The sequence below is a fragment of the Ignavibacteria bacterium genome, from assembly GCA_036262055.1.
In the GTDB taxonomy this organism is placed as follows: Bacteria; Bacteroidota; Ignavibacteria; order Tepidaquicellales; family Tepidaquicellaceae; genus DATAJP01.
In genome coordinates this window covers 164,462-188,606 of the sequence record DATAJP010000001.1, presented here as the reverse complement: position 1 = coordinate 188,606, position 24,145 = coordinate 164,462, and the positions used below count along the sequence as shown (strand labels likewise).

Below are 24,145 nucleotides of genomic sequence, written 5' to 3'. Positions count from 1 at the left end.
CTCCTTATAATTCGCTTATTAATTTCGATGTATAATTTAATAACGATACCATTTTCGCATAATTTATGCGTTTTGGACCTATAATTCCAATATTTCCTTTAGTGTCGCCGATATTGTATGTCGAACACAATATACTGTAATCCTTCAGCTTTTCATCGATGTTTTCTTCACCAATCCCTATTGAAATTCCATTCGACTGAATTTTTGTATTCTGCAAAATATGCACAACCAAATTTTTATCTTCAGTGATATCGATGATGTTCTTGAAACTCTTCGGGTCATCAAATTCCGGCTGCATGATAATCTCACCTGTGCCTCCGATATGAATCTTGTTAATATTCATTTCATCGCTGTAAAGCTTGTCAGCAGAATTTATGAAAAGCTGGATTAATTCCGGTTCATGATTCTTATAATCACTCACCCGTATATCAAATGTATCTCTTATTTCTTGAAGAGTTAACCCTTGCAATCTTTCATTTAAAAATATTGTCAGCTTATCAAGTTTGCTTTTAGAAATCTCCAAATCCATTTCCATTATCACAGTCTTTACAAATCCTGAAGTAATATTTATGATTACAAGAATTTTGCTTGAAGATAAACTTATGATTTCAAGCTTCTCAAAAACACCCGTGCTTAAAAACGGTTGTGTTATGATTGCAAGCTGGTGTGAAATCTTTCCGAGAATTTTTGAAATCTCGTTATATACTTCTTCGCTGTTTATGAGTGAAGATTTCTTTTCTTCAATCTTGCTTCTCAAAAAAGATTTTTCATCTTCTGTTAAATCCTCGCTGTTCATCAGCATATCGACATAAAATCTGTAACCTTTGTCTGTTGGGATTCTTCCCGATGAAGAATAGGGAGTTTTTATGAGCTCCATCTCCTCAAGGTCACTCATTACGTTTCTGATTGTAGCTGAAGATAAACCCGGTTCCATTTGCTTTGAAACCAATCTGGAACCAACCGGTGATGCGTTTTTGATGAAGTTAAAAACTATGTATTTTAATACTTTCTGCTCGCGTGGGGATAAATTTGTTAATTCTATACTCATTATATACAAATATAGCTAATCAGCCGTCTATTTTAAATGCCAATAATTTTATTAAACTATTACAAAATCAATAATTACAAATCTAATGCCTTATATAAACAATTGAAAAATCAATTTTTATGTAAGTCAGAATTTTGACATTTATGGCAAAATTATCGGTAATATTATTTATTATAAATACGCTGAAGCATTTTTAAAGTTAAATCAGAGTCTTCATCTAAGAAATGCCGTGCCTGATGTCTGGCGCGTTTCACTTCTTCTAAATCAATATCACCATAAATCATATCTTCTTCAAAAATTTTTGCTTTACAAAGAACATTTCCGAACGGGTCGACGATTTCACTTCCGCCCCAGAAATTTATTCCATCTTCAAACCCTACCCTGTTCACAAATACAACATAAATCGAAAGCAGTCTCGCAAAAACTTTATGCTGTTCGGAATTTATTTCATAATTTCTGAAAGTATCTGTATCGGTTCCAAGCCGTGTCGGTGATGCCGCAATGCCGTAAATTATTTTTGCTTCGTCAAGCGCAAGAAGATATGGCAATGACATATGCCATAAGTCCTCACAGATTAATACTCCGCTCTTTCCGTATTTAGTTTCAAATGCTTTGCAATCCCGTCCGCGTGAAAAATACCTGAATTCTTCAAACAAACCATAAGTCGGAGGATAAACTTTTTGATGAACATTTTTTATCATCCCGTCTTCGATATATAGCGCTGAATTATAAATTCCAAATTCGTCATTCAACTCTGCAAACCCGCACACGATGGAAATTTTTTTACTTGTTTCGAGAAGCGCATTGAATTTATCCGTTTTAAATGGATTTACCGCGATAGCAAAATTCAAATCCTTCAATGAATACCCTGTCAACGAAAGCTCTGGAAATACAATTACATTCGCACCGTCTGCAATTGCTTTGCTGCAATACTCAACATGCTTTTCAATGTTCTTTTCAAGGTCGCCAAGTACCGAGCTTATCTGCGCAAGTGCAATTTTCATGTTAATTTTTATTTTTTATAAACAAAGTTCTGAAAAATCCGCTTAACCTTAAACCTAATTTTAAAAGCCCTGATTTTACAGGTGAGTTGTAATATTTTTCAAAATATTTTATGCAATCGTTATTCCAGACTTCAATCATTCTTGCTCTGTCTTTATATATGCTGATTCCCTTTGCGTGTTTAACTTTCGCATGTGGATTAAAAATTATTTTATAATTATTATCCTTAATTTTTTTACATAAATCAACATCATTAAAAAACATCTGAAACCTTTCATCCATATTATCAACTTTATCTAAAACATTTTTTCTTATCATCAATGCCGCAGCCATCGGCTGGTCAACTTCTTTAAGCTCATTATGATTAAAATACCTCATCTTCCATCTCGCAAACGTTTTGCTTTTCGGGAAAATTGTACTGAGCAGCTTTAGTTCGCAAAACATATCCCAATATCTGGGAAAAGTCCTGCATGAATATTGAATACTTCCATTATCGTTCAATAATTGCGGAGCAACAGCCCCGACTCCTGCATTCTCGTCTAAATAGTCTTTTAATCGAACAAGTGAATCTTTGTTCAACTCTGTATCAGGATTCAAAAATAAAATATATTTTTCTTTCGAAGCTTTAATGCCTTGGTTGCACGCAATCGTAAATCCAAAATTATTATAATTCTTTATAAGCTTTACTTCCGGAAAATTATTCTGAATAATGGCGGCAGTATTATCAGCCGAATTGTTATCTACTACAATTACTTCCAATTCATTTTCCAAACCTGTCCCATATATTGAACCAAGGCATCTGTGAATTTCATGCTCGCTGTTCCACGTTACTATTATTATCGATATCATCTATAAGCTATGGGACTTCCGTTTAAAATATATTTATTAAAAAAATTCAAAATATCCGTGTATTGTTCTTCACCCAAATGAAGATGTAAAAAATCTTTTTCAGCATACCAGAATTGTCTTACTGCATCTACATTGCCCGATGCAATTGCATTAACCGACATTTCAATAATTGGTCTATAGAAAGGATATTCAGACGGTTTTATCTTCTCGTTTTTCGAAAATTTCTCTTTCTGCATTTGATATTGTGCCTTCGCAGAATCGATTATTTTGTTATAAAAATTCTGATAATCTTTGTTAACCCTGTCAAAACCGTTTCCGTTAAACTTCAATATATCTCTTATGTAATAAATCACATCTGCCTGAGTCATCACTCCCCAGAACTCATCATATACAATTAATTCCTTATTGCTGTCGGCATTCAAATCAACAAGTTCGGGATTTCCGGCATCAATATATTTCACGAGAGCAACCGAGTCATTGCTAATCATATTATATACAAACATTCCCTTTGAAATAATTACGTCATTACCTCCATAATTTGTGTTAATTAAAATCTGCGGCTTATGATTTTTTTGCAAATCGATGGACTTGCATTCAGTTGCATAATCAACCGTGTCCGAAAGAATTTTTTTGAAGCTCTTCATTGCGCTATCAAAAGAAAATATCTGAATCAAATCAAAATTATAAAAATCAAAATGCTCTTTAATCGAATCTGCCTGGTTAACGCTAAGCACAATCACTTCATCTTTGCCGTCATTATTCAAATCATGGTTTTCAATTTTGTATATTCCTCTCGGTTTAGTATACTTAACCGTAAATTCCATTCCACCGGATGCAATCGTACCAATGCTTTTTTCAGAATTGTCATTTATTTCAATATCACTCTGCTTGTTTTTTGAGCAAGAGGAAATTAATAATACCAATATGATAACTATAATTCTTTTCAAATCTATTTTTCTAACTTCTTAATTGCCTTATCAATTTCTTTTTTCAGCGCATCATCTGTTGTTTTAGCATCATGTTCTTTCAGAAGCGCTATCACTGATTTATCTTCACTTCTTCCGAGAAGCTGAATCAAGCTTTCTTCCATAACTCTGAAATTCCAATCAAGATATTTTTTAGCAAGTGACTTAACTTCCTGGTCAGTTGCATAAAATCTTAATACGTCAACCGCTTTTGCACGAGCTCTTCCTTCGATGTCTTTTCCAAATGCAATGCTTATAAGTGCAGCTTTAATTTTATCATCGGGTTTAACCTTACTAAGAGAGTCCAACCCATCAATTACAGCACTCTTCACAACCTGCCTGTGAGACTCTGTATCTTTAAAGCTAACAAGTAAATTTATATATTCATCTCGCGGATAAATTCTCCACCCCGCTTTCAAAGCTTCGGCAATAATATAATTATCTTCTTCAGCTTTTAGAATATTATTTATGAAATTTTTATCTTCATCGTTTCCGATTATTCCAAGTGCTTCTATAATTCCCCTCTTAACTTTAGGGTGTTCATTTTTAAAATATGCTTCTCGCAAAACTTCTCTCACACGCTTTTTATCGAACTTTGACAAAGTCATTGCAGCTTCATATCTTTCACCCCAGAAATTGCCGTTCAGCAGAACCGTGTTCATAATCTCAGGAATTATTTTGTCATACTCAAAATTCTTTATCTCTCTTATTGCCATAATCCTGTTTATCGCATAAGAATTTTTTAACGCCTGTTCATATGCCTCGGAATGTGAACGCTTGTAATTCGTTTTCGTCAAATAAGTATTTTCATGATTAAAAACTATATACTGCGGCCTATCGACAAGCGTAAAAATAAATTCTTCATCTGCATCTTTCACAAAAATTTCCTCTATTTGCTCACCGGATTCGCTCTTAATTAAAATTTTCAACGGCATCATAAAAACAGGAGTAAGCGAATCAATTTTTTGAGTTTGCTTAACTTTATATTTTAACTGTCTTAAATTTTCATCATACGTATAAGAAACATCAAACTCAGGATAACCTGCCTGCCAAATCCATTGGTCGAACATCCATTTGAAATCATTCATCCCTCTTACATTACTTGCACTTGCAATTTTATTAAATGAATTTACTAAATCCTGTGTCTCAACAGTCTTAAATGCATTGTCTAATAAAAATGTCTGCAAGCTCATAAAGAATAACGAATCACCGACAACATCTCGCATCATGTTTAATGTTACAGCTCCTTTATCATAATTGTTTGCCGTTACGCTTCCCCTGCCTGCCCAGATGCTGTATCTTCCCAATCTTTTCTCAGCTCTGAAAAACGCATCTCCGTTTTTCATTATGCCGTAATCATATTCATCTTTGCCATTCACGTGCAGGTTCCACAAGTCATCTGAATATGTAGCAAAGCTTTCATTAAGCCAGAGCTCACTCCAGTTTTTGCATGTAATCAAATCACCCCACCATTGATGTCCGAGCTCATGCGCAATAAGCGGCTCCGATGTATAATGGTCTTCGACATGCTGGTCAAAATATGCGCGTTCGTTCAGCACCGTTGCAGTTGTATTTTCCATTCCTCCATAAGTAAAATCTTTTACTACTACTTGTTTATAATTTGCCCACGGATACCATACGCCGAATTTATTATTAAACAATCCAATCATATCGTCAGTTCTTCTGAAGGAATATTCACCGTCCGCAATTTTTTTCGGATCTATGTAAGATTGAACCGGCAGATTTTCAAAATTTTCTTCAAATATATGATAGTCTCCACCACCAAGCATTATTAAATAGCTTACATGGGGCTTATCCATAACCCAATGGTCAATTCTTTTCCCTGTATATTCAACAAATACAGAATCAGCCAGATAACCGTTTGAAATGGTTTTATAATTTCTGTCAACTGTTACATAAATTTCCGAAGTTGACTTGTCATTCGGGTAATCATAAATCGGAATCCAGTGTTTGTTATCTTCACCCTCTCCCTGCGTCCAGAATTGATAAGGATGCGAAGGGTCTAACTCAGTCGGATGAACAAAATAAAATCCTCTCTGAGGAAAACATTCATAAGAAATTTCATAAATAATGGTATCGTTCGTATTATAAACTTTATCCAGCATTATCTCTATTTTCTTGCCTGTGTTTGTATAGCTACTCACTTCTGCTCCGTTAATCTTAACGCTGAACACCTTAAAGGCAACCGCGTCAAGCTCAAGAATATCAAAATTATTGCTTAATGGAACAATCTGCCCTATCACCGTTCCTGTAATTTTTTTCTGCGCAATATCGGGAATAACGTTAATGTTATAATGCAGAACGTCATAAGTCCGCACTCGCTCGGGCTCAGGAACAGTCTGCGCCTTGACATTACTATTAAATAAAAAATTACAAACACAAAAACCACAAAACCACAAAAGTTTAAGGGAAATTGCTTTCATAAAATATAATTTAATATTTTTCAAAAAATTTAACACAAAAACACTAAACCACAAAACTTTTTTCAACCAAGCACCACTCTTTTAATATTTTCTTTATCCAAAAATGGACAATTAAAATTTACCAATAAACCCAACCACTTATTTGTTAATTTTAAATATGTTTTTAATTGAGATTTATGAAGATTGGATAAACTTTCAACCGCCTTAATCTCTACAACTACACTATCCGATATGATTAAATCAGTCCTCAAAACATTATCTAATAAATTTCCTTTATATTTTATTTGCAAAGGATTTTGTCTTTGAAATTTTATACCTGCTTTACTTAACTCAAAACACATGCATTCTTCATAAATGCTTTCCAACAATCCTGCACCCAATTCTTTATGCACTTCAATTGCTAGCCCTATTATTTTGTTAGATAATAGATTGCACTCGTTTTTATACTCATCTGTGAACACTGTTTATTTTTTGATTTTATAATTTTGTGTTTTAGTGCTTTTGTGTTAAAATCATTTCACAATTACTGTATCTTTTAAAAATTTTTTATCTCTTACAGGATAATCCGTCATATAATGCAACCCGCGTGATTCTTTTCTTTTCATAGCCGACTTTATAATCAAATAAGCCACCGTCACAAGATTTCTCAATTCTAACAGCTCAACTGTCACCTTTGTTTTTTTATAAAACTCAAAAATTTCATCTTTCATCATGTCGATTCTTCGTTTCGCACGTTCAAGACGGTAAATGTTTCTAACGATACCGACATAATCACTCATTACGTTCTTAATTTCATTTTTATCATGTGAAAGCAAAATCCATTCTTCAGCGTTTTCAGTGCCTTCATCATCCCAATCAAGAATCATTTCTTCCTGAACATCCTGTTTCTTTCCTTTTCCGCTCGCGAAAATTTCATTCAAATCTTCAGCGATTGCATTTGCAAAAACCATTGCTTCAAGAAGCGAGTTTGATGCCAAACGGTTTGCCCCATGCACTCCCGTCATAGCAACCTCTCCGCATGCATATAGATTTTTTATGTTAGTCCTTCCGTTTAAGTCAGTTACAATCCCACCGCAGGAATAATGCGCTCCCGGAACAACGGGAATCAACCCGTTTGACAAATCAATTCCTTTGCTAATGCAAACTTGATAAATATTAGGAAACTCTTCCTTAAATTTTTCCAAACCAATCGGATTTATATCGAGATAAACAAACATATCACCCGATTTTTTCATTTCGTTGTCGATGCTTCTTGCAACAATATCTCTCGGTGCAAGTGACCCCCGGCTGTCATACTCCTTCATAAAATCTTCACCGGTCATGTTTCTCAAAATCGCTCCCGCACCTCGGACAGCTTCCGTAATTAAAAAAACATAATCCGATTTTACGTCGGGATGTTCATACAAAGTCGTCGGATGAAACTGAATGAACTCCAGATTTGCAATTTCACATCCCGCTCTGTATCCCATCGCAATTCCATCACCCGTCGCAATGGGTGGGTTAGATGTATGTTGATATACCTGCCCAAGTCCTCCGCTTGCAATAATTGTCCAACCTGAAATTATTTTTTCTATTTTATTCGTCTCAACATTGAAAACATAAACACCGTAACATTTATTTTTCTTTGCATCATCGTGATTCACAAAATTTTTATTCGTGAGAAAATCTATCGCAAAATAATATTCAAATATTTCAATGTTTGGAGTTTCGGAAATTTTTTTGAGCAAAGCTCTTTCAACTTCTTTGCCCGTCAAATCCTTTGAGTGGACAATCCTGTTTTTTGAATGTCCCCCTTCTCTTCCAAGCTCAAGCTCGCCGCCTTTTTTTGTGAACTCAACGCCGATGTCGACAAGCTCAGCAATTTTTCCGGGACCTTCTGTCACAATTTTTTTGACCGCTTGCAAATCACAAAGCCCCGCCCCGCACTCAAGTGTATCTTTTATGTGCAAAGCAAAATCATCGTCCTCTGAAAGCACCGCTGCAATTCCACCCTGCGCATAATTCGTATTCGATTCCGCCTTTTGCTTTTTCGTAACAATTACAACTTTGCCGAGTTTGCTTAGTTTCAGCGCAAGCGATAAACCTGCAATTCCGCTCCCGATTATAAGAAAATCAGTCTTCAAATGTTCAATAAATTATGAGAATCAATAAGAAATTACATTTATTTAATGTATTTATAAACGTAATTGTTTGGAAGAAATTTTAATTTGGAAAGTAAGTAGAGACGCAAAATTTTGCGTCTCTACAAAATGATATGATTATAAAACCTCTTTTATTCTCTTAATCGCCTCGCGAATGTTTTCACGTGAGTTTGCATAAGAAAATCTTAAATATCCTTCTCCGAATTCACCAAATGCAGTTCCTGATAACGCTGCGACCCCTGCATTGTATAATAAATGGTCGGTGAGTTCACGTGACTTGTATCCTGTTCCTGTGATGTTCGGGAAAGCATAAAACGCTCCGTCAGGAATGTTGCATTTAAAACCTTTTATTGAATTCAAACCTTCAACGATGATATCCCTTCTTGCAATGAATTCATCTTTCATAACTTCAACTGCATCCTGCGGACCTTCGTATGCTTCAATGCAAGCGCGCTGTGTAGGAAGATTCACGCATGAGTTGCTGTTAGTCATTAATTTTGAAAATTGTTCCGCAAGCTCTTTGTTCATAACTCCATACCCTGCTCTCCAGCCGGTCATTGCATACGTTTTTGAAAATCCGTCGAGTATAATTGTCCTGTCTTTGAATCCCGGAATTGATGCAATGCTGAAATGCTCTCCGTTGAAAATCAACCTGCTGTAAATTTCATCACTCAAAACCATTATGTCTGTATTTTTAATTGCATCAGCAACTTTCAAAATTGTTTCTTTCGGAACAATACCGCCTGTCGGATTCTGCGGAGTGTTTAAAACTATAAGCTTGGTTTTTTTGGTAATTAATTTTGTAAGGTCATCTACATTAAAAGAAAAATTCATCTCTTCTCTCAAACGCAGAGGCACTGCAGTTCCTCCGACATACTTAATCATAGATTCATAAATCGGAAATCCCGGATTAGGATAAATAACTTCATCACCTTCATCAATCAATGCAAGCATTGTATAAAACATAATCGGCTTAGCACCCGGAGTGAACACAACTTCATCAGGACTTACATCGATATTTCTTGTACCGCTTATATATCTCGCAATGGATTCCCGTAATTCACCTATACCTGCAGAAGGAGTATATCCATGCTCGCCGTTTTCGATTGCTTTAATTGCGGCATCACAGATATTATCAGGTGTCGGAAAATCCGGCTGACCAATTTCCAGGTGAATAATGTTTTTTCCTTCAGCTTCTAACTTCTTAGCTTTTGCAAGCACCTCAAACGCCGTCTCGGTGCCAAGCTTGTTCATACGGTTTGCTAATCTCATATAGTTTTAAAGTTTATCAGGTTTGTAAAATTATTTACCGAGGTAAGCTTTTTTTACCTCTTCATTTTCTGCAAGCTCTTTTGCAGGTCCTTCGAGTGTTATTTCTCCCGTTTCAAGAACATATCCATAATCTGAATTATGCAATGCAAGATTTGCATTTTGCTCTACAAGGAGAATTGTTATTCCCGAAGTTTTATTCAAGGCAACAATCTTTTCAAAAATCGTCTTCACAAGCAAAGGAGCTATACCAAGTGACGGTTCATCAAGAAGCAACAACTTTGGCTTCGACATTAGCGACCTTGCAATTGCAAGCATCTGCTGTTCACCGCCGCTGAGCGTTCCGCCAAGCTGGTTAATTCTTTCCTTCAATCTCGGGAAAAATGCAAACACAAACTCCAAATCATACTTAATATTCTCTTTGTCTTTTCTTGTAAAAGCACCCATCTCAAGATTTTCTTTCACGGTAAGATTCGAGAAAATCAATCTTCCCTCAGGCGATTGGCAAATTCCCATTTGAACAATTTTATCTGGAGTCATATTCGTAATGTCCTGCCCTTCAAAAGTAATTTTACCTGAAGCAGGCTTTATCAATCCTGAAATTGTACGTAAAGTCGTTGTCTTTCCGGCACCGTTAGCACCAATCAGAGTAACAATGGATTTCTCCTTAACCTCAATATTGATGCCGCGCACCGCCTTTATCGCACCGTAATTTACACTCAACCCCTCTATTTTAAGCATTCAGCTATAAATTATTATAGTTTTAATTTATCTATCCAATTTCGGATTTATGATTTCGCATTTCGGATTTGCATTTTCATAGTTTTCGCAGCTTTTGTAAATATTGCTGTTAATTCATCAGCTTCTTTGAGCAATAAATCCAATTCTTCATTTTGAATTTTATCATTATTTTTGCCTAATATCTCCTTAATTAATTCTAACCAATAAATCGTTTCATCCGCTTCTTCTTCAACTATTCCCAATTTAGCAAGAAATTCTGCTTTCGAGCGTGCTCTGCATGCAGCTCGGTAATTTGCTCCAATAGAAGTTGAAGAACGTAATATTTGATATGCAATAACATCAAATTTTTTCCTTTTTGGCAAATTATCTACAAACTCAATAACTCTAATTGCAAACTTTTTAGTTCTTTGTTTGAGTTCAGTCGATGTCATTATTTAAGTTTTTAAATCCGAAATCAAAAATCCCAAATCCGAAATCATTCACCTAGATATGCTTCAATTACTTTCGGATTATTTTGAATTTCAACCGGCAGACCTTCTGCGATTTTTTTTCCGTAATCAAGAACAAAAATTCTTTCACAAATTCCCATAACGACACTCATGTCGTGCTCAATTAGTAAAATCGAAATATTGAACTTGCTCTGCACGTCTTTAATCAATCTCATTAAATCAATTTTTTCTGTAGGGTTCATTCCCGCCGCCGGTTCATCGAGAAGTAAAAGTTTCGGAGACGTTCCGAGCGCTCTGACAATTTCTAATTTTCTTTGTTCACCATAAGGAAGCGAGGTTGCAAGCTCATTTTCATCATGAAGCAAATCAAACATCTCCAGCAGTTCGGTTATTTTATCTTCAAGCTCTTTTTCTTCTTTAGTAAATCCCGGCATTTGAGTAATGGAGGAAAAAAATCCGTTCTTAATGCTCTTGCCAAATGATACTCTAACATTATCACGCACACTCAATGACGGAAACAATCTTATGTTCTGAAATGTCCTGCTTATTCCTAAATCCGATACCTGATACGGTTTATAAGGAACAAGACTTTTCCCTTCAAACAATACATCGCCCTCGGTTGGGTCATAAACACCCGTGATAATATTAAACACTGTAGTCTTTCCTGCTCCGTTCGGACCAATCATTCCAATGAGTTCATTCGTACCGACGTGTGTGTTCAATTTATCCACACAGGTTAGTCCGCCGAAACGCATCGTAACATCTTTTATTTCAAGAATCTTATCAGACATTTTTTTTAACTACGAATTATCTTAATAAATTAAAAAACTAACCACAGATTAACACAAATTAGCACAGATTTTTTAAATCTTTTCTTTGTGTTTTTGTGCTTTCGTATTTTTGTGTTAAGAAATTTTTCTTTGTGCTTCTTTGTGCTCTTCGTGGCAAAATCACCCATTTACATCAACCTTCTCTTTCTTCTTAAATGAAAACTTCGGAATTTTCATTCCGAACAATCCTTGCGGACGTGTTAACATCATTATGATTAACAGTAACGAATAAATCACCATTCTGTATTCCGATACTCCGCGCAACAGTTCAGGTAATATCGTCAATATAATTGCCGCAAGTATAACACCAAATATGCTTCCCATTCCTCCGAGAATTACCATCACGACTATTTCAATCGAACGTATGAAATTAAAATCTTCGGGATTTATATATTGCGCATAATGCGCGTAAAGCACACCCGCAAGTCCCGCAAAAAAAGCACCCGTAACAAATGCAACAACTTTATATTTAGTGGTATTAATACCCATTGCTTCGGCAGCAATTTCATCGTCTTTGACTGCAATAAATCCGCGTCCGTATGTCGAATTAATCAGATTATAAATCACATATATCGTCAATGCTGCAATTCCAAATACCCAGAAAAAATCAGTGTATTTTTCTAAGCCATAAAAAGTAAAAGTTACTCCCGGTTCATCAGGAAGCATTTCTAAACTTTTCACGCCATTGCTGTAAATGTAAACTCCTCTGAATCCCTGCGACGCGCCAACAACATCCATACCCTGAATTATAACGCGTATGATTTCACCAAAACCCAACGTTACAAGTGCAAGATAATCACCTTTTAACCTCAATGACGGCACACCGACAATTAAACCCACAATGGCTGCAGATATTCCTCCGATTATCAACAGAATTAAAAAAGCAATTGCATTTCCGGGAAAGCTTGTTCCGAACGTGTTCATAAAAAACGGTCCGAAGTATGCACCGATTGCTGCAGACACATAGGCACCGATTGCCATGAATCCCGCATGCCCGAGCGAGAACTGTCCCGTAAAACCGTTGATTAAATTTAAGCTTGTGGCGAGGATTATGTTTATGCCGATGAAAATTAAAATCTGGTAGTAGTAAGCATCCATAGAGTCCTTAAAAAAATTCAACCCAAACAGGACAAGTATGGTAACAAGAAACAGTAGCTTACTTTTCATTTAAAAGAAATTTCGAAGTTGTTACAAAATTTTATAAAGGTGTAAAATAACGGAAAAAAATGAATTATTTTAGGTAGGTATAATGGACTTAATATCAATATATCAATAAAAGTTGATTAAGATATTCCTTAAAACTTATAATCCCGACAAGTCGGGACTTCGCAATGCTCAGCTTTATTACTTTATAAATTGAGGATGTGGTGGGCGATAAAGGACTCGAACCTATAACCCCCTCGGTGTAAGCGAGGTGCTCTAGCCAATTGAGCTAATCGCCCTTGAATAACAAAAATAGCTTATTTAGAGAAAAATTTCAATTCATGGATTAATAATTACATACCATAAAAATTTATAGTATAAATTATTTTATTCATTTATATTGAATGAGTATGCAAATTATCTCTCTTAAAGAAGCCCGTTATCTTGCTTTGCTCAATCAAAAGCTTTATCATACTCACCTTCCAAGAACAAAAAATGATTTATTAAAAATAATCGAGCAAATTGGTTATGTTCAGATTGATACGATTTCAATTGTCGAGCGCGCGCATCATCATGTTCTGTGGACAAGATTTCCCGGTTATCAAAAATCGATGCTCGATGAGCTTGTAAAAAACAAAAAAGTTTTTGAATACTGGTCGCATGCCGCCGCATATCTGCCGATGAGAGATTTCAGGTTTTCACTCCACAGAAAAAATGCTTACAAAGAAAAATATAAAGACTGGGCTAAGAAAAACCGCAAGATTTTGAATTACGTATATGATAGAATAAAAAACGAAGGAGCATTGCAATCGCGCGATTTTGAGCATCCGCCACGCAAGTCCGCGGGCTGGTGGGATTGGAAACCAACGAAAGACGCTCTCGAGTTTTTATTTCACAGCGGTGAGCTTGTAATTCGAGAAAGAAAAAATTTTCAGAAAGTTTATGATATACCTGAACGCGTGCTTACACAAAAAATAAACACAATACTTCCATCTGAAGCTGAATACTCGGAGCATCTCATAATGAAAGCAATCAATGCAAACGGTTTTGTCTCTGAAAAAGAAATTACATATCTGCGCAGGCATCACCAACAAACAACAAAGTCAGTTTTGAATAACTTATTAGAATCAAAAAAAATAATTCCGCTAAGAATAAAAGAAATTGAAAAAGAAAATTATTATACTACTGAAAAAACCCTTAAAAGCATAGATAAAATATTATCTAAAGATGTTCTTCATATTTTATCCCCATTCGATAACCTTATAATTCAACGAAAACGTTTGAATACTTTATTTAACTTTGACTACACAATTGAATGCTATGTCCCTGCCCCTAAAAGAAAGTATGGATATTATGTTCTCCCGATTTTCTATAAAGATAAATTCATCGGGCGTCTCGATGCAAAAGCTGACAGGCAAAAAAATTCTTTCAGAATAATAAATTATTTTTGGGAAGATACATTTAAGTTTACAGAAAGGTTCAAAAAAAAATTTAATAAAAAATTAAGCGCTCTTGCAAGATTTGCAGGCTGTGAAAACAATGAAAACCCCTTATAAACCGGCATAGGAACTTTGAAACAAAAAACAGTATTTAATATTGTTAAACCACCTGCAATGAACCTGGCAAAATCAATTTTAATACTTTTCCTTATACTTTCTTCTTTTGCTTTTATTAGCTGCAACAATAATAACCCTGTTACAACTAATGATTTGCTTCCGAGAAACAACAACAAGCTTATTGAGATGTTCACAAACACGCGATGCACGGTTTGTCCTCCCGCAAATGAATACTGTACTGCAGTTGAAACCGGAAGCGGCATTACGACTGATGATTCATCTGTAATAATAATACGGTACCATACAACATTATATCCGAACGACCCGTTTTATGATTTTAATCCGACTGATAATTTTGCAAGACAAAGTGTTTATAATGCGGGGACGGCAAACCCTAAAGCATATCTCGGCGGCACTTTCATGGGCGTCTTTAACAATGCCGGATGGACAACTCAAATAAATCAATCTCTTATTTCGGAAAATCCTCTCTCATTGGCAATTTCAAAAACATATGATTCCACTGCAAGAACAGGAACAGTTAATTTGAAAGTTTCGAATTTTGAACTTAATGCATCTGATAGTTTAATATTATTTGTTATGCTTACGGAATCTCCCATTTCTTATTCAGCCCCAAACGGTGAAAATGTTTTTTATGACGTGCTTCGTTTTATAAAACCCTCACCTGACGGACAGCACATAACTCTTGAGGTCAACAAAAATTCTTTTTATGAATTTGGTTTCTCTCTCGACCCCGTCATAAACGAGAACAACGCTTATGTCATTGCCTTTGTTCAGAATAAAAAAACTCTGCAGGTTTATGGAGTAGAGAAAGCAAAATTGATTAATCCCTGATATAGTTGTGTCGTGCTTTAAGAGTATATTTTTATAATTTAATTATCATTCCAATTATTGTATATTTATATACAACTCATTCTCATCGTTAAATTTTACTCATTTGCTCGTCCCGAAACTTTACACTACTCTTAAATCTTACACCAAACAACAATTTTATAAAGATGTTTTTGCGGGATTAATTGTCGGCATTGTTGCTCTGCCGCTTGCGATTGCTTTTGGAATTGCCTCCGGGGTCTCACCGGAAAAAGGAATAATTACCGCAATAATAGCAGGATTTATTATCTCATCATTAGGAGGAAGCAAAGTACAAATCGGCGGACCCACAGGAGCATTCATCGTTATTGTTTTTGGAATCGTTCAGAAATACGGCTTGGATGGTCTTATGATTGCTACAATTTTATCGGGAATAATTTTGATTCTTATGGGTTTCCTTAAGCTTGGCACACTGATAAAATTCATTCCGCTTCCGATAATCACCGGTTTCACATCAGGCATTGCAGTCATAATTTTTTTTACACAGATAAAAGATTTACTCGGTTTGCAGATAGCCGAGCTTCCATCAGAATTATTAGAAAAGATCCCTGTTTATTTTGAGAATATTCTTTCATTTAATTTACCGACGGTTTTGCTTTCAACAGGAAGTATTTTAATGATAACGGTTTTGCCAAGATTTACAAAAAAAATCCCTGCTACTATAATTGCATTAGTATTAGGGACTGCCGTTGCTTATTTTTTCAATCTTAATGTTGAAACTATCAGCTCGAAATTCGGAGTTATTGCCAATACATTCCCTTCTCCTTCAGTGCCGGGAATTACGTATGATAAAATTTATAATTTAATTGGTCCTTCTTTTACAATTGCTCTTCTTGCGGCAATAGAAACTTTATTATCTGCAGTCGTTGCCGATGGAATGATTGGCGGAAGGCACCGCTCTAATATGGAGCTGGTTGCAAACGGTGCAGCGAATCTTGTTACTCCCTTATTCGGTGGCATCCCCGCAACAGGAGCGATTGCAAGAACGGTGACCAACATCAAAAACGGCGGAAGGACACCGGTAGCAGGAATTGTTCATTCCATTACTTTGCTTCTTATAATGATTTTCTTCGGACAATATGCGGGAATGATACCTCTGTGTGTTCTTGCATCCATACTTGTCATTGTTGCTTACAATATGTCAGAATGGCGCGAGTTCATTGCTCAACTCAAAATGCCGAAAAGCGACGTTGCAGTTCTGATAACTACTTTTACATTAACAGTCTTGTTCGATTTAACAATTGCAATTGAAGTCGGAATGATTCTTTCAGCACTGCTTTTCATGAATCGCATGGCACAGGTAACGAATATTGGAATAATAAAAAGAGAATTTGATGAAGGTGATGCGGTTGAAACTATGGAAAATTCTAATCTGAATATTCCTGACGGTGTAATAATATATGAAGTTAACGGTCCATTCTTCTTCGGCGCAGCAAGCAAGTTCAAGGAAGCTTCGAGAATAGTAAATGAAAATGTAAAAGTTATGATAATGAGATTAAGAAACGTTCCGGCAATTGATTCAACCGGTCTCAATACAATTGAAGATTTTTATGATGACTGTAAAAAGCATAATATCGTGCTTATATTGTCGGCGCTTCATACTCAACCATTATTTGCTGCGGAGAAATCCGGCTTAATTGATAAAATAGGCAGGGAGAACATTTGTGGTGATATTGACGATGCTCTCACCAGAGCGCGCAAAATTTTAAAAATCGCAATTTAGTTTTTTACGATGTTTCATATGTATCTAATTTATAATTTTATTATACATTTTATTATTGTATAATTATTTGCTTGAATCCAAACTCCTCAAATATTACGGAAGACTATCTAATCCTTTCCCTCAAAAACAGGGACGTGAATGCTTTGGAAATTTTATATAATAATTATTCCAAAGCTGTTTTTGCTGTTATCGTGAAAATTGTTAATTCGCGCGAGATTGCCGAGGAACTGATTCAGGATGTCTTCTTAAAAGTGTGGAATAATATCGCAACTTATGATAGCTCAAAGGGGCGTTTATATACCTGGTTAATTGGAATTGCGCGAAATTTATCAATAGATACGCTGCGTTCCAAGGATTATAAAAAGAATACTTACAAATCCCTCGACTACATAAATGACGTATCTTATAATGAACCCGGAGAAGAAGACCATAAGGCAATTGAGCTTGAAGGAGTTAATAAATATTTGGAAAAGCTTAAGGAAGAACAAAGAATTTTAATTGACCTTTCCTACTTTCAGGGCTTCACCCAGAAAGAAATCTCCGAACAATTAGGCATGTCATTAGGAACGGTCAAAACACGAATACGCTCGGCTATGATTAAGCTTAGAGAATTAATGAAAGAAGAAAATTTAATTTAGTTGAAGTCATTCCCGCGAAGGCGGGAATCCCGGTAACAAACTAAAAGATTATTAGTTAAAATATATTTGAACATTAAAGAATACATAGAATCCGGAATACTTGAATTATACGTCGCGGGAATGCTGTCCCCTGAAGAAAACCGTGAAGTAGATTTAATGGCACAACAATATCCTGAAATAAACCGGGAGATTGAAAACATTATTAATGCCGTTAATACTTATAATGCTTCTCAGGCAACACCTCCTCCTGTAAATACGATTGAGAATCTAAAAGCAAAAATATATAAAGAACAGACTGTTCCTCCCTCAACTGATTTCAACATTAAAACCGGCGGAAAAAATGTCCGGCAATATTCATATACATATTATAAAGGTGCTTTCGCTGCATGTCTGGCTATGTTTATTATCAGTGCTGTGATTAATTTTATTTTGTGGAGCAATTACAATGAATCAAAAGATGAAGTCACACGATTAAATGCTGAGAAACTTATTATGGCGCAGGACAACGAAATGCTTCAGAAAACCTTGAATAAGAAAAACACCGATATGGCAATGTTCACAGATACGTCATCTATGATTGTTGATTTGAAAGGAACACAAATGTCACCTGACTCGCGCGCAATGGTTGTATGGAACAAACAAAACAAAGAAGTTTATCTCGACGTTATGAATATGCCACTTCCTCCTCCTGATAAGCAATATCAGCTCTGGGCAATTGCAGGCGGAAAACCTGTCGATGCAGGTATGATTGAAATGCCGTCCGAGGCAGCCGGTCTCCATAAAATGAAAGTCATTCGCGAAGCAGAAGCGTTTGCAATCACTCTCGAACCAAAAGGCGGCTCCGTCAATCCAACCCTCGATCAGATGTACGTCATGGGCGCAATGGGAAGCAAGTAGATAACCTTTTAATACCAAAAAGATATAAAAAAGATATATTTTTGATATATATTAAAAATATATTTTTTTTATATAAAAATTTATTATATATTATTAACTGATAGTTATGTAAAAGTAACTATTAAGAAGTCTGGCTGAGCTGATGATAACTAATGGTTGGAGGCGAGAGTGGGATTCGAACCCACGAATGCTAGTAGGCACTTACAGATTTTAAGTCTGTTGTCTTCAACCACTCGACCATCTCGCCAGACTTCTTAATATCCAATCGAAACAATACATATCTCGAAGTCTATTTAACAAAAAATTTTTAAAGAACTTTTGTTATATCAAAATTAACACAACTGTTTTTTAAATGCAAAGGGTAAAATGCAAATTTCACTATTGACATTTCTATTTTTTAAATAATTTAATGTATTTTCAAAATATATGGGAATGTAGGATATAAAAGGAAAATTAATTCAAAAAAACGCCGTCACCTGCGCTCTTCCTGTGTGAATAACTCTCTTTGAACCTTCAAGGCGTCCGTCGTAATTCACCGATGCCTGAATATTTTTACTTAAGCTGTAATCAAAAATTCCTCTCCAGAAATAACTCTTGCCGTTCACTCTGCCGTTTGTCAGCTCATAAGGAAACGTCAAAAGGTTTTCATTCATAATAATATCATCGCGTTCAATCTCAACGCGCACTCTGCCGATTGTCGCAAATGAATATATGAACCTGAAAATCTGCTGATTGATATCTGCATCAGTCGGAGTTGCAGGATAAAAATCAGTTGCTTTGGTAAAATTAATTAAGAACCCGCTTTCGATTTGAGGCAGAGGTCTGTAAGCAAAATCAAAAGTAATTCCATCAGATGAAATATTTCTGTTTCTTATCGAACCAACCGGCGCAATGTTTCTATCGGTTTTGTTCAGGTAATCAACCTGCATTCCGATATCGGTTGATAAACCGACTTTCAATCTAAGTGAACGCTGAATGTTCAACAACCTCTCATTCCCGCTGCTGTACTGGCTGAACCCGCGAGTCTGAATAAATCTGAATCTCGCAGAGTAGTCTGCATTATTCTCAAACAAGTTCACATCCTGCTGGAACAACTGTAAACCCTGTAATGTATTTTGCTCATTTAAAAAACTATCGAAGTGCAGAAAATAAATATTGTTTGTGTTCGGATCAGTACTGTTTTCATCGATACGATAAAATGATTCTGCTGTAATGTTTTTTATTATAGTACTTAAAAAGTTATTATTCTGTAAATTTAAAAATCTGTCCGGCTTAAATGTAATTTTCGCAGATGTTCTCAAATTCACCGTCGGGAAAAATTCATTTGTAGGAATGTTCAACCTCACATAATCACCGCCGAAATTCACAAGCTGAAAATCAAACTCATCGAGTATGCCGTTATTATTAATATCACCAAGATAAATATAATTTCCCTCACCGACAGGAACTTTCACAAACTGCCGTTCTATTTTTGCCGTTCTGTCGCTTGAAACATTATAAAATAAATCCGTTACCAATCCGGTTGTCAACGGGTCAATTCTGATTTGTGAATTCACAAGCACAGATTTATTATCCACGTTTCCTAATTGTGTTGCAAACTGAGAAAATTCTTTATCACGGAAGCCAATATCGAATCCCGCAGTTACAAAGCTTATCCCTCTATATATGAGTCCGTATTTCTGAATGTATGTATTCGAAAAAAAATCAAGAAAACCCTGATTAACGGTTTCGTCCCTGCGGTAATTATACTGCGCAAAAACATCGAAGTTATAAATATTTCTCACAGCAATAGTCGGGATATACTCACTGAAAGCAAAGCTTGATATTTGCAATGTGTCGAGAGCGTTTGCAGTAAAATTATTTCTCTTCGACTCAGCATTGAAAATAAATTTCATATCAAGATATGGCTGAGTGTTAAAATAAATATCCTCTTCACTTGCATTAAAATATTTTTTATATCCAGCTTCACCATAATGTTTAATCCAGTTGCCTCGCGATGTTGCCAAATCATTTCTACTGTTTAAGTAATCAACACGGTATTTCATCGTCGGCAGATTTAACGAATCCCCCAGTAAAAATGCTTCACCGATATTTCTGACCGAGTTAAAAATCTCTCCTCTCAGCAATTGACCGAAGTTATAATTAAATCCTAAATATTTCCCCGGAGCAAAAAATAAATTTCCTTCTCTGAAGTTTTCCGTTTGATGCGTAGAGTCGTTCACGTCAAAGTTTCGCTCGAACTCAACACTGCTAATTCTGTCAAGCGAAGCAAAATTTTTGTTAACCAGTCGTTCCTTGTATGTAAAATTAAAATTGTTTAGCTCCATTCCAAGAAAATTTAGCTTATCTTTTTTATAATTTACAATCCCGAGCAACGCAAGACCTCCGTATTTACTGTCGGCAATTCCCGAAAATTTATTTGCATCAAAATACGAATACGCTGACTCAACTCTTATGTTAAAATCTCCATTTTTATCGGGAGAAAAATCCAGCCCTGCATTCACAACCTGAAACGCTGTCGGCATGGGCAGCAAAATAATCGGAGCATAATTCCCGCTGTCACGCCCGACATATCTGTATTCAAGCGAACTGATTTGCGTGTAGCTACCCCGCCCCGCACCAACAAAAGTAAATGTTACATTATACTGCGCAGAGTCCGTCCCCGGAGTAAACACATATATGGTATCTCCCCCTTTGGAGGGGGTTGGGGGGAGGACACGTGCATATGCGCCATTCCCAATATTGTTCAGCGTATCCAACCCGACAAAAGTTACTCCCGACTTCACCGCTTTAAACCTGTCGGCTCCCGCATTTGCAAGAATTTGTTTATCCTGCTCGCTCAGGCTGAAATCAATCGTCTTATCCTGATCATCAAAGTCCCTCACATACGCGACCGAAAAATTTAATTTGTTACCAAAAAACTTTAAGCCGTTTTTTCCCGCAAGCAAAGTCCGCGAGTATCTTCTGTCGGAATATTCAAAGTCCACAACTATCCTCGTATTCGATGTAATGATTCTGCGATTCTTAAAAGTCACCGCACCGATTCCATAATCAATAACATAATCTTCATTCTCACCGCGCGTCATCAAAATTCCATCGATATAAACCCGCTCCGTTCCCGAAAGCACAAGAATGTTCACTTCGTTTTCCGTTCCCGTCAGCTTATATGGTCCCTGCACACCGTCGATGCCGTTGAAAGAATTTGAATTGAACTTCCCTCTCTGCACCGCACCCGACAAAACCAAATCACCAAAACCAAACTCGCCGTATCCCTTCGCTCCCTGAATCTTTCTTTGAAACTTCACAAACTCCGAGTTCACAAAATCCAGCTCGATGTCACCGATGGTCGTCGTAACATTATTGCTTCGCAGCTCAATGAAAACTTTATCAAGCTCCTGAAGCTTTTGCGTATTGCCTTCCGGCTGAATCGGTGTGCTTTCATCGGTAAGCGCGGCAGTGATTTCAATGTCATTCGAAATTTTTCCATTCAATTGCAATCTGAAACCCGAGTTCAGCGACAAATCCCGGTTAGAACCAAAATTAAATCCGCGGAAAATGCTTCCTGATTTTTCAAGCTGTGTTCCTTCAAAAATATTTTCAATAAAATCTTTTCTCTGTGTTGCTATTTCAATCGTGTCACCCGTAATCGTATCGCGCTCGGTTATGATTTCAAAATTCGAGTACTCATCCCTGAAAGTATATGGAAACAAATCATACTCAACACTCAAATCATAAATGCGGTTTGTATCGAGCTCATACTTTGAAAAAATATCATCACTCAAAGTAATCTCGCCATTTTTATAATTTATCTTGTAATCACTCGCGGGAGAAAGTTTAATGTTTTTATGAACCGGCGCATCACCGAAATCAAGCGTAAGAATTTCCGAATACTGAATAATAAACTTTGCACCCGTCTTCACAACCGTATCGGTCGCACTCACCTGAAAAATATCTATCTTGGCATTAGGATTATTGAGAGGATTGTCTTGTGCCTGTGAAGATAAATGAAAGATACTCACATATATACATGTGAGTAATAGGAAGCAAAATATTTTTCTGAGCTTATATATCAAATATAACCGTTTTAAAAAATTTGTCACCCTGAACTTGTTTCAGGGTCAACGTCATGTTTCAAGTTTTCTCAGCGTTTATCATAACTATCTTATAAAATCAGCGTTGAAACTCTAAATTACTTCTAAATTTCTTAAAAAACGGTCTAAATTTGCATATATAAGTTAGAATTTATTTAATTGAGAATTAATTTATAATGATTATTTACTCCATAAAAGCCAAATAAGTTCTTTAGAAAATTTGAAAATAAAATTCCCCTTTTGAGAGGGGTGGCAGCGAAGCTGACGGGGTGTGTAAGTCCTCCTTTGGAGGAGGATTTAGGAGGAGGACATTTTTGCTTTTTTACTTTTGCCTTTTCACACTCTTGGAATATTTATCCAACTTTCATTGTTAATAACAATAAGCAATAGAAACAACTCCATGCAAACCAAACAAAAAGAAATCAAAAAAATCGGCGTACTCGGCTCCGGTGTTGTTGCAAAAACTCTCGCGGAGGGATTCAAAAAGCACGGCTACGACGTGATGATGGGAACGCGCTACGTTGACAAGCTCAAAAACTGGACTGAGGCAGGCAACAAAGCAGGCACGTTCAAGGAAGCGGGAAAGTTCGGCGACATACTCGTGCTTGCAGTCAAAGGCAGCGCTGCCGAAAACGTTCTCGGCGTCATAGATGACCGCGACCTTCAGGGAAAAATCATCATCGATACCACAAACCCGATTGCCGATGAACAGCCCGTCAACGGTGTCATCAAATTTTTCACCGAGCTCAACTTCTCTCACATGGAAAAGCTTCAGCGCGCATATCCCGAAGCAAAGTTTGTGAAGGCGTTCAGCTGTGTCGGAAACGCTTTTATGGTCAACCCCGATTTCGAAGACGGCAAGCCGACGATGTTCATTGCAGGCGACAGCGACGAAGCAAAACAGAAAGTAACGGAAGTTCTCGAAAAGTTCGGATGGGAAGTCGAGGATATGGGCAAAGCGGAAGGCGCGCGTGCAATCGAACCACTCGCGATGCTATGGTGCATCCCCGGCATCGTAAAGAATCAATGGAACCACGCGTTTAAGTTGCTTAAGAAGAAGGTGGAGTGAGGAGTTTTTAAAAACCTTACCACGAATTAACACAAATTATCACAGATTAATTTTATAAAACTCCACTAATGTCATTCCAGCGAAGGCTGGAATCCAGGCAAAAATGATTCAAAAGTTAGTCAGCATATCACTCAAATATTTTTTCTGAAGTAACTCCTCTATTATTTTATATTAAACAACTGTATCAAGATTCTAGAAACATCTAGCCTAGATTCCGTGTCAAGCACGGAATGACAATTGATGTTCGGATGGGAAGTCGAGGATATGGGCAAAGCCGAAGGCGCCCGCGCAATTGAGCCGCTCGCGATGCTATGGTGCATCCCCGGCATCGTAAAAAATCAATGGAACCACGCCTTTAAGTTGTTGAAGAAGAAGGTATCATAAATTTCCTCTTTATGAAAG

General features: G+C 36.4%; 19 protein-coding genes, 2 tRNA genes and 1 pseudogene. 7 read left to right on the top strand and 15 right to left on the bottom strand.

Annotated elements, in window-relative coordinates:
• Positions 1-4 precede the first annotated feature (4 nt).
• The 13 genes from hrcA to VHP32_00835 all read right to left on the bottom strand — a co-directional run bounded on the left by hrcA (position 5) and on the right by VHP32_00835 (position 13,180).
• Positions 5-1,048 (bottom strand): heat-inducible transcriptional repressor HrcA, encoded by a 1,044-nt coding sequence (gene hrcA / locus VHP32_00895; protein HEX2786434.1) that lies wholly within the window; start codon positions 1,046-1,048, stop codon positions 5-7.
• 164 nt (positions 1,049-1,212) lie between these two features.
• Positions 1,213-2,052: a nitrilase-related carbon-nitrogen hydrolase gene (locus VHP32_00890; GenBank protein ID HEX2786433.1), complete on the bottom strand. Its 840-nt coding sequence runs from the start codon at positions 2,050-2,052 to the stop codon at positions 1,213-1,215.
• Between the two features lies 1 nt (position 2,053).
• Positions 2,054-2,899 carry a glycosyltransferase family 2 protein gene (locus VHP32_00885; GenBank protein ID HEX2786432.1) on the bottom strand — a complete coding sequence of 282 codons (846 nt, stop codon included), beginning with the start codon at positions 2,897-2,899 and terminating at the stop codon, positions 2,054-2,056.
• On the bottom strand, positions 2,896-3,846 hold the full coding sequence (locus VHP32_00880; GenBank protein HEX2786431.1) for a hypothetical protein: 951 nt from the start codon (positions 3,844-3,846) through the stop codon (positions 2,896-2,898). Before VHP32_00880 ends, VHP32_00885 begins: the two co-directional genes overlap by 4 nt.
• A 2-nt stretch (positions 3,847-3,848) precedes the next feature.
• Complete coding sequence (locus tag VHP32_00875) at positions 3,849-6,308, bottom strand: M1 family metallopeptidase (protein HEX2786430.1); 2,460 nt, start codon at positions 6,306-6,308, stop codon at positions 3,849-3,851.
• A 62-nt stretch (positions 6,309-6,370) separates the two neighbouring features.
• A complete protein-coding gene (locus tag VHP32_00870) occupies positions 6,371-6,769 on the bottom strand; it encodes a GxxExxY protein (protein HEX2786429.1) in 399 nt (132 codons plus the stop codon).
• Between the two features lie 51 nt (positions 6,770-6,820).
• A complete protein-coding gene (gene nadB, locus VHP32_00865; protein HEX2786428.1) occupies positions 6,821-8,431 on the bottom strand; it encodes an L-aspartate oxidase in 1,611 nt (536 codons plus the stop codon).
• A gap of 135 nt (positions 8,432-8,566) precedes the next feature.
• A complete protein-coding gene (locus VHP32_00860) occupies positions 8,567-9,721 on the bottom strand; it encodes a pyridoxal phosphate-dependent aminotransferase (GenBank protein HEX2786427.1) in 1,155 nt (384 codons plus the stop codon).
• Between the two features lie 30 nt (positions 9,722-9,751).
• Positions 9,752-10,459, bottom strand: coding sequence for an ABC transporter ATP-binding protein (locus tag VHP32_00855; protein HEX2786426.1), 708 nt, complete (start codon positions 10,457-10,459; stop codon positions 9,752-9,754).
• Positions 10,460-10,506: 47 nt separating this feature from the next.
• Entirely contained in the window at positions 10,507-10,890 is a 384-nt protein-coding gene (locus tag VHP32_00850) for a four helix bundle protein (protein ID HEX2786425.1), read from the bottom strand.
• A gap of 44 nt (positions 10,891-10,934) precedes the next feature.
• The gene (locus VHP32_00845) at positions 10,935-11,699 is read right to left on the bottom strand and encodes an ABC transporter ATP-binding protein (protein HEX2786424.1); all 765 of its coding nucleotides are present in this window, start codon (positions 11,697-11,699) and stop codon (positions 10,935-10,937) included.
• A gap of 159 nt (positions 11,700-11,858) precedes the next feature.
• Entirely contained in the window at positions 11,859-12,905 is a 1,047-nt protein-coding gene (locus tag VHP32_00840) for a branched-chain amino acid ABC transporter permease (GenBank protein HEX2786423.1), read from the bottom strand.
• A gap of 198 nt (positions 12,906-13,103) precedes the next feature.
• Positions 13,104-13,180: transfer RNA gene (locus VHP32_00835), tRNA-Val, on the bottom strand.
• A gap of 111 nt (positions 13,181-13,291) precedes the next feature.
• Here VHP32_00835 and VHP32_00830 point away from each other — a divergent pair.
• From VHP32_00830 to VHP32_00810, 5 genes are all read left to right on the top strand, one after another.
• On the top strand, positions 13,292-14,437 hold the full coding sequence (locus tag VHP32_00830) for a crosslink repair DNA glycosylase YcaQ family protein (protein ID HEX2786422.1): 1,146 nt from the start codon (positions 13,292-13,294) through the stop codon (positions 14,435-14,437).
• 15 nt (positions 14,438-14,452) lie between these two features.
• Entirely contained in the window at positions 14,453-15,289 is an 837-nt protein-coding gene (locus tag VHP32_00825; protein HEX2786421.1) for an Omp28-related outer membrane protein, read from the top strand.
• Between the two features lie 103 nt (positions 15,290-15,392).
• The gene (locus tag VHP32_00820; GenBank protein HEX2786420.1) at positions 15,393-17,048 is read left to right on the top strand and encodes a SulP family inorganic anion transporter; all 1,656 of its coding nucleotides are present in this window, start codon (positions 15,393-15,395) and stop codon (positions 17,046-17,048) included.
• Positions 17,049-17,182: 134 nt separating this feature from the next.
• The gene (locus tag VHP32_00815) at positions 17,183-17,686 is read left to right on the top strand and encodes a sigma-70 family RNA polymerase sigma factor (GenBank protein HEX2786419.1); all 504 of its coding nucleotides are present in this window, start codon (positions 17,183-17,185) and stop codon (positions 17,684-17,686) included.
• A 66-nt stretch (positions 17,687-17,752) separates the two neighbouring features.
• Positions 17,753-18,583, top strand: a complete 831-nt coding sequence (locus tag VHP32_00810; GenBank protein HEX2786418.1) for an anti-sigma factor — start codon at positions 17,753-17,755, stop codon at positions 18,581-18,583.
• Positions 18,584-18,740: 157 nt separating this feature from the next.
• On the opposite strand, the gene VHP32_00805 is transcribed toward VHP32_00810, so the two are convergent.
• Positions 18,741-18,830, bottom strand: a tRNA-Leu gene (locus tag VHP32_00805).
• 211 nt (positions 18,831-19,041) lie between these two features.
• Positions 19,042-22,602 carry a hypothetical protein gene (locus VHP32_00800; GenBank protein HEX2786417.1) on the bottom strand — a complete coding sequence of 1,187 codons (3,561 nt, stop codon included), beginning with the start codon at positions 22,600-22,602 and terminating at the stop codon, positions 19,042-19,044.
• A gap of 472 nt (positions 22,603-23,074) precedes the next feature.
• On the opposite strand from VHP32_00800, the gene VHP32_00795 reads away from it, so the two are divergent.
• Together VHP32_00795 and VHP32_00790 are read left to right on the top strand one after the other, a co-directional pair.
• A complete protein-coding gene (locus VHP32_00795) occupies positions 23,075-23,743 on the top strand; it encodes an NAD(P)-binding domain-containing protein (GenBank protein HEX2786416.1) in 669 nt (222 codons plus the stop codon).
• Between the two features lie 243 nt (positions 23,744-23,986).
• A pseudogene (locus VHP32_00790) lies at positions 23,987-24,127 on the top strand (DNA-binding protein).
• The last annotated feature ends 18 nt before the right edge of the window (positions 24,128-24,145 follow it).

Bases quoted from the DNA above. Each gene is read 5' to 3' on its own strand.
- VHP32_00885 (HEX2786432.1), bottom strand. From the start codon at position 2,899: ATGATATCGATAATAATAGTAACGTGGAACAGCGAGCATGAAATTCAC.
- VHP32_00830 (HEX2786422.1), top strand. From the start codon at position 13,292: ATGCAAATTATCTCTCTTAAAGAAGCCCGTTATCTTGCTTTGCTCAAT.
- VHP32_00855 (HEX2786426.1), bottom strand. From the start codon at position 10,459: ATGCTTAAAATAGAGGGGTTGAGTGTAAATTACGGTGCGATAAAGGCG.
- VHP32_00850 (HEX2786425.1), bottom strand. From the start codon at position 10,890: ATGACATCGACTGAACTCAAACAAAGAACTAAAAAGTTTGCAATTAGA.
- VHP32_00860 (HEX2786427.1), bottom strand. From the start codon at position 9,721: ATGAGATTAGCAAACCGTATGAACAAGCTTGGCACCGAGACGGCGTTT.
- VHP32_00875 (HEX2786430.1), bottom strand. From the start codon at position 6,308: ATGAAAGCAATTTCCCTTAAACTTTTGTGGTTTTGTGGTTTTTGTGTT.
- VHP32_00890 (HEX2786433.1), bottom strand. From the start codon at position 2,052: ATGAAAATTGCACTTGCGCAGATAAGCTCGGTACTTGGCGACCTTGAA.
- hrcA (HEX2786434.1), bottom strand. From the start codon at position 1,048: ATGAGTATAGAATTAACAAATTTATCCCCACGCGAGCAGAAAGTATTA.
- VHP32_00795 (HEX2786416.1), top strand. From the start codon at position 23,075: ATGCAAACCAAACAAAAAGAAATCAAAAAAATCGGCGTACTCGGCTCC.
- VHP32_00845 (HEX2786424.1), bottom strand. From the start codon at position 11,699: ATGTCTGATAAGATTCTTGAAATAAAAGATGTTACGATGCGTTTCGGC.
- VHP32_00840 (HEX2786423.1), bottom strand. From the start codon at position 12,905: ATGAAAAGTAAGCTACTGTTTCTTGTTACCATACTTGTCCTGTTTGGG.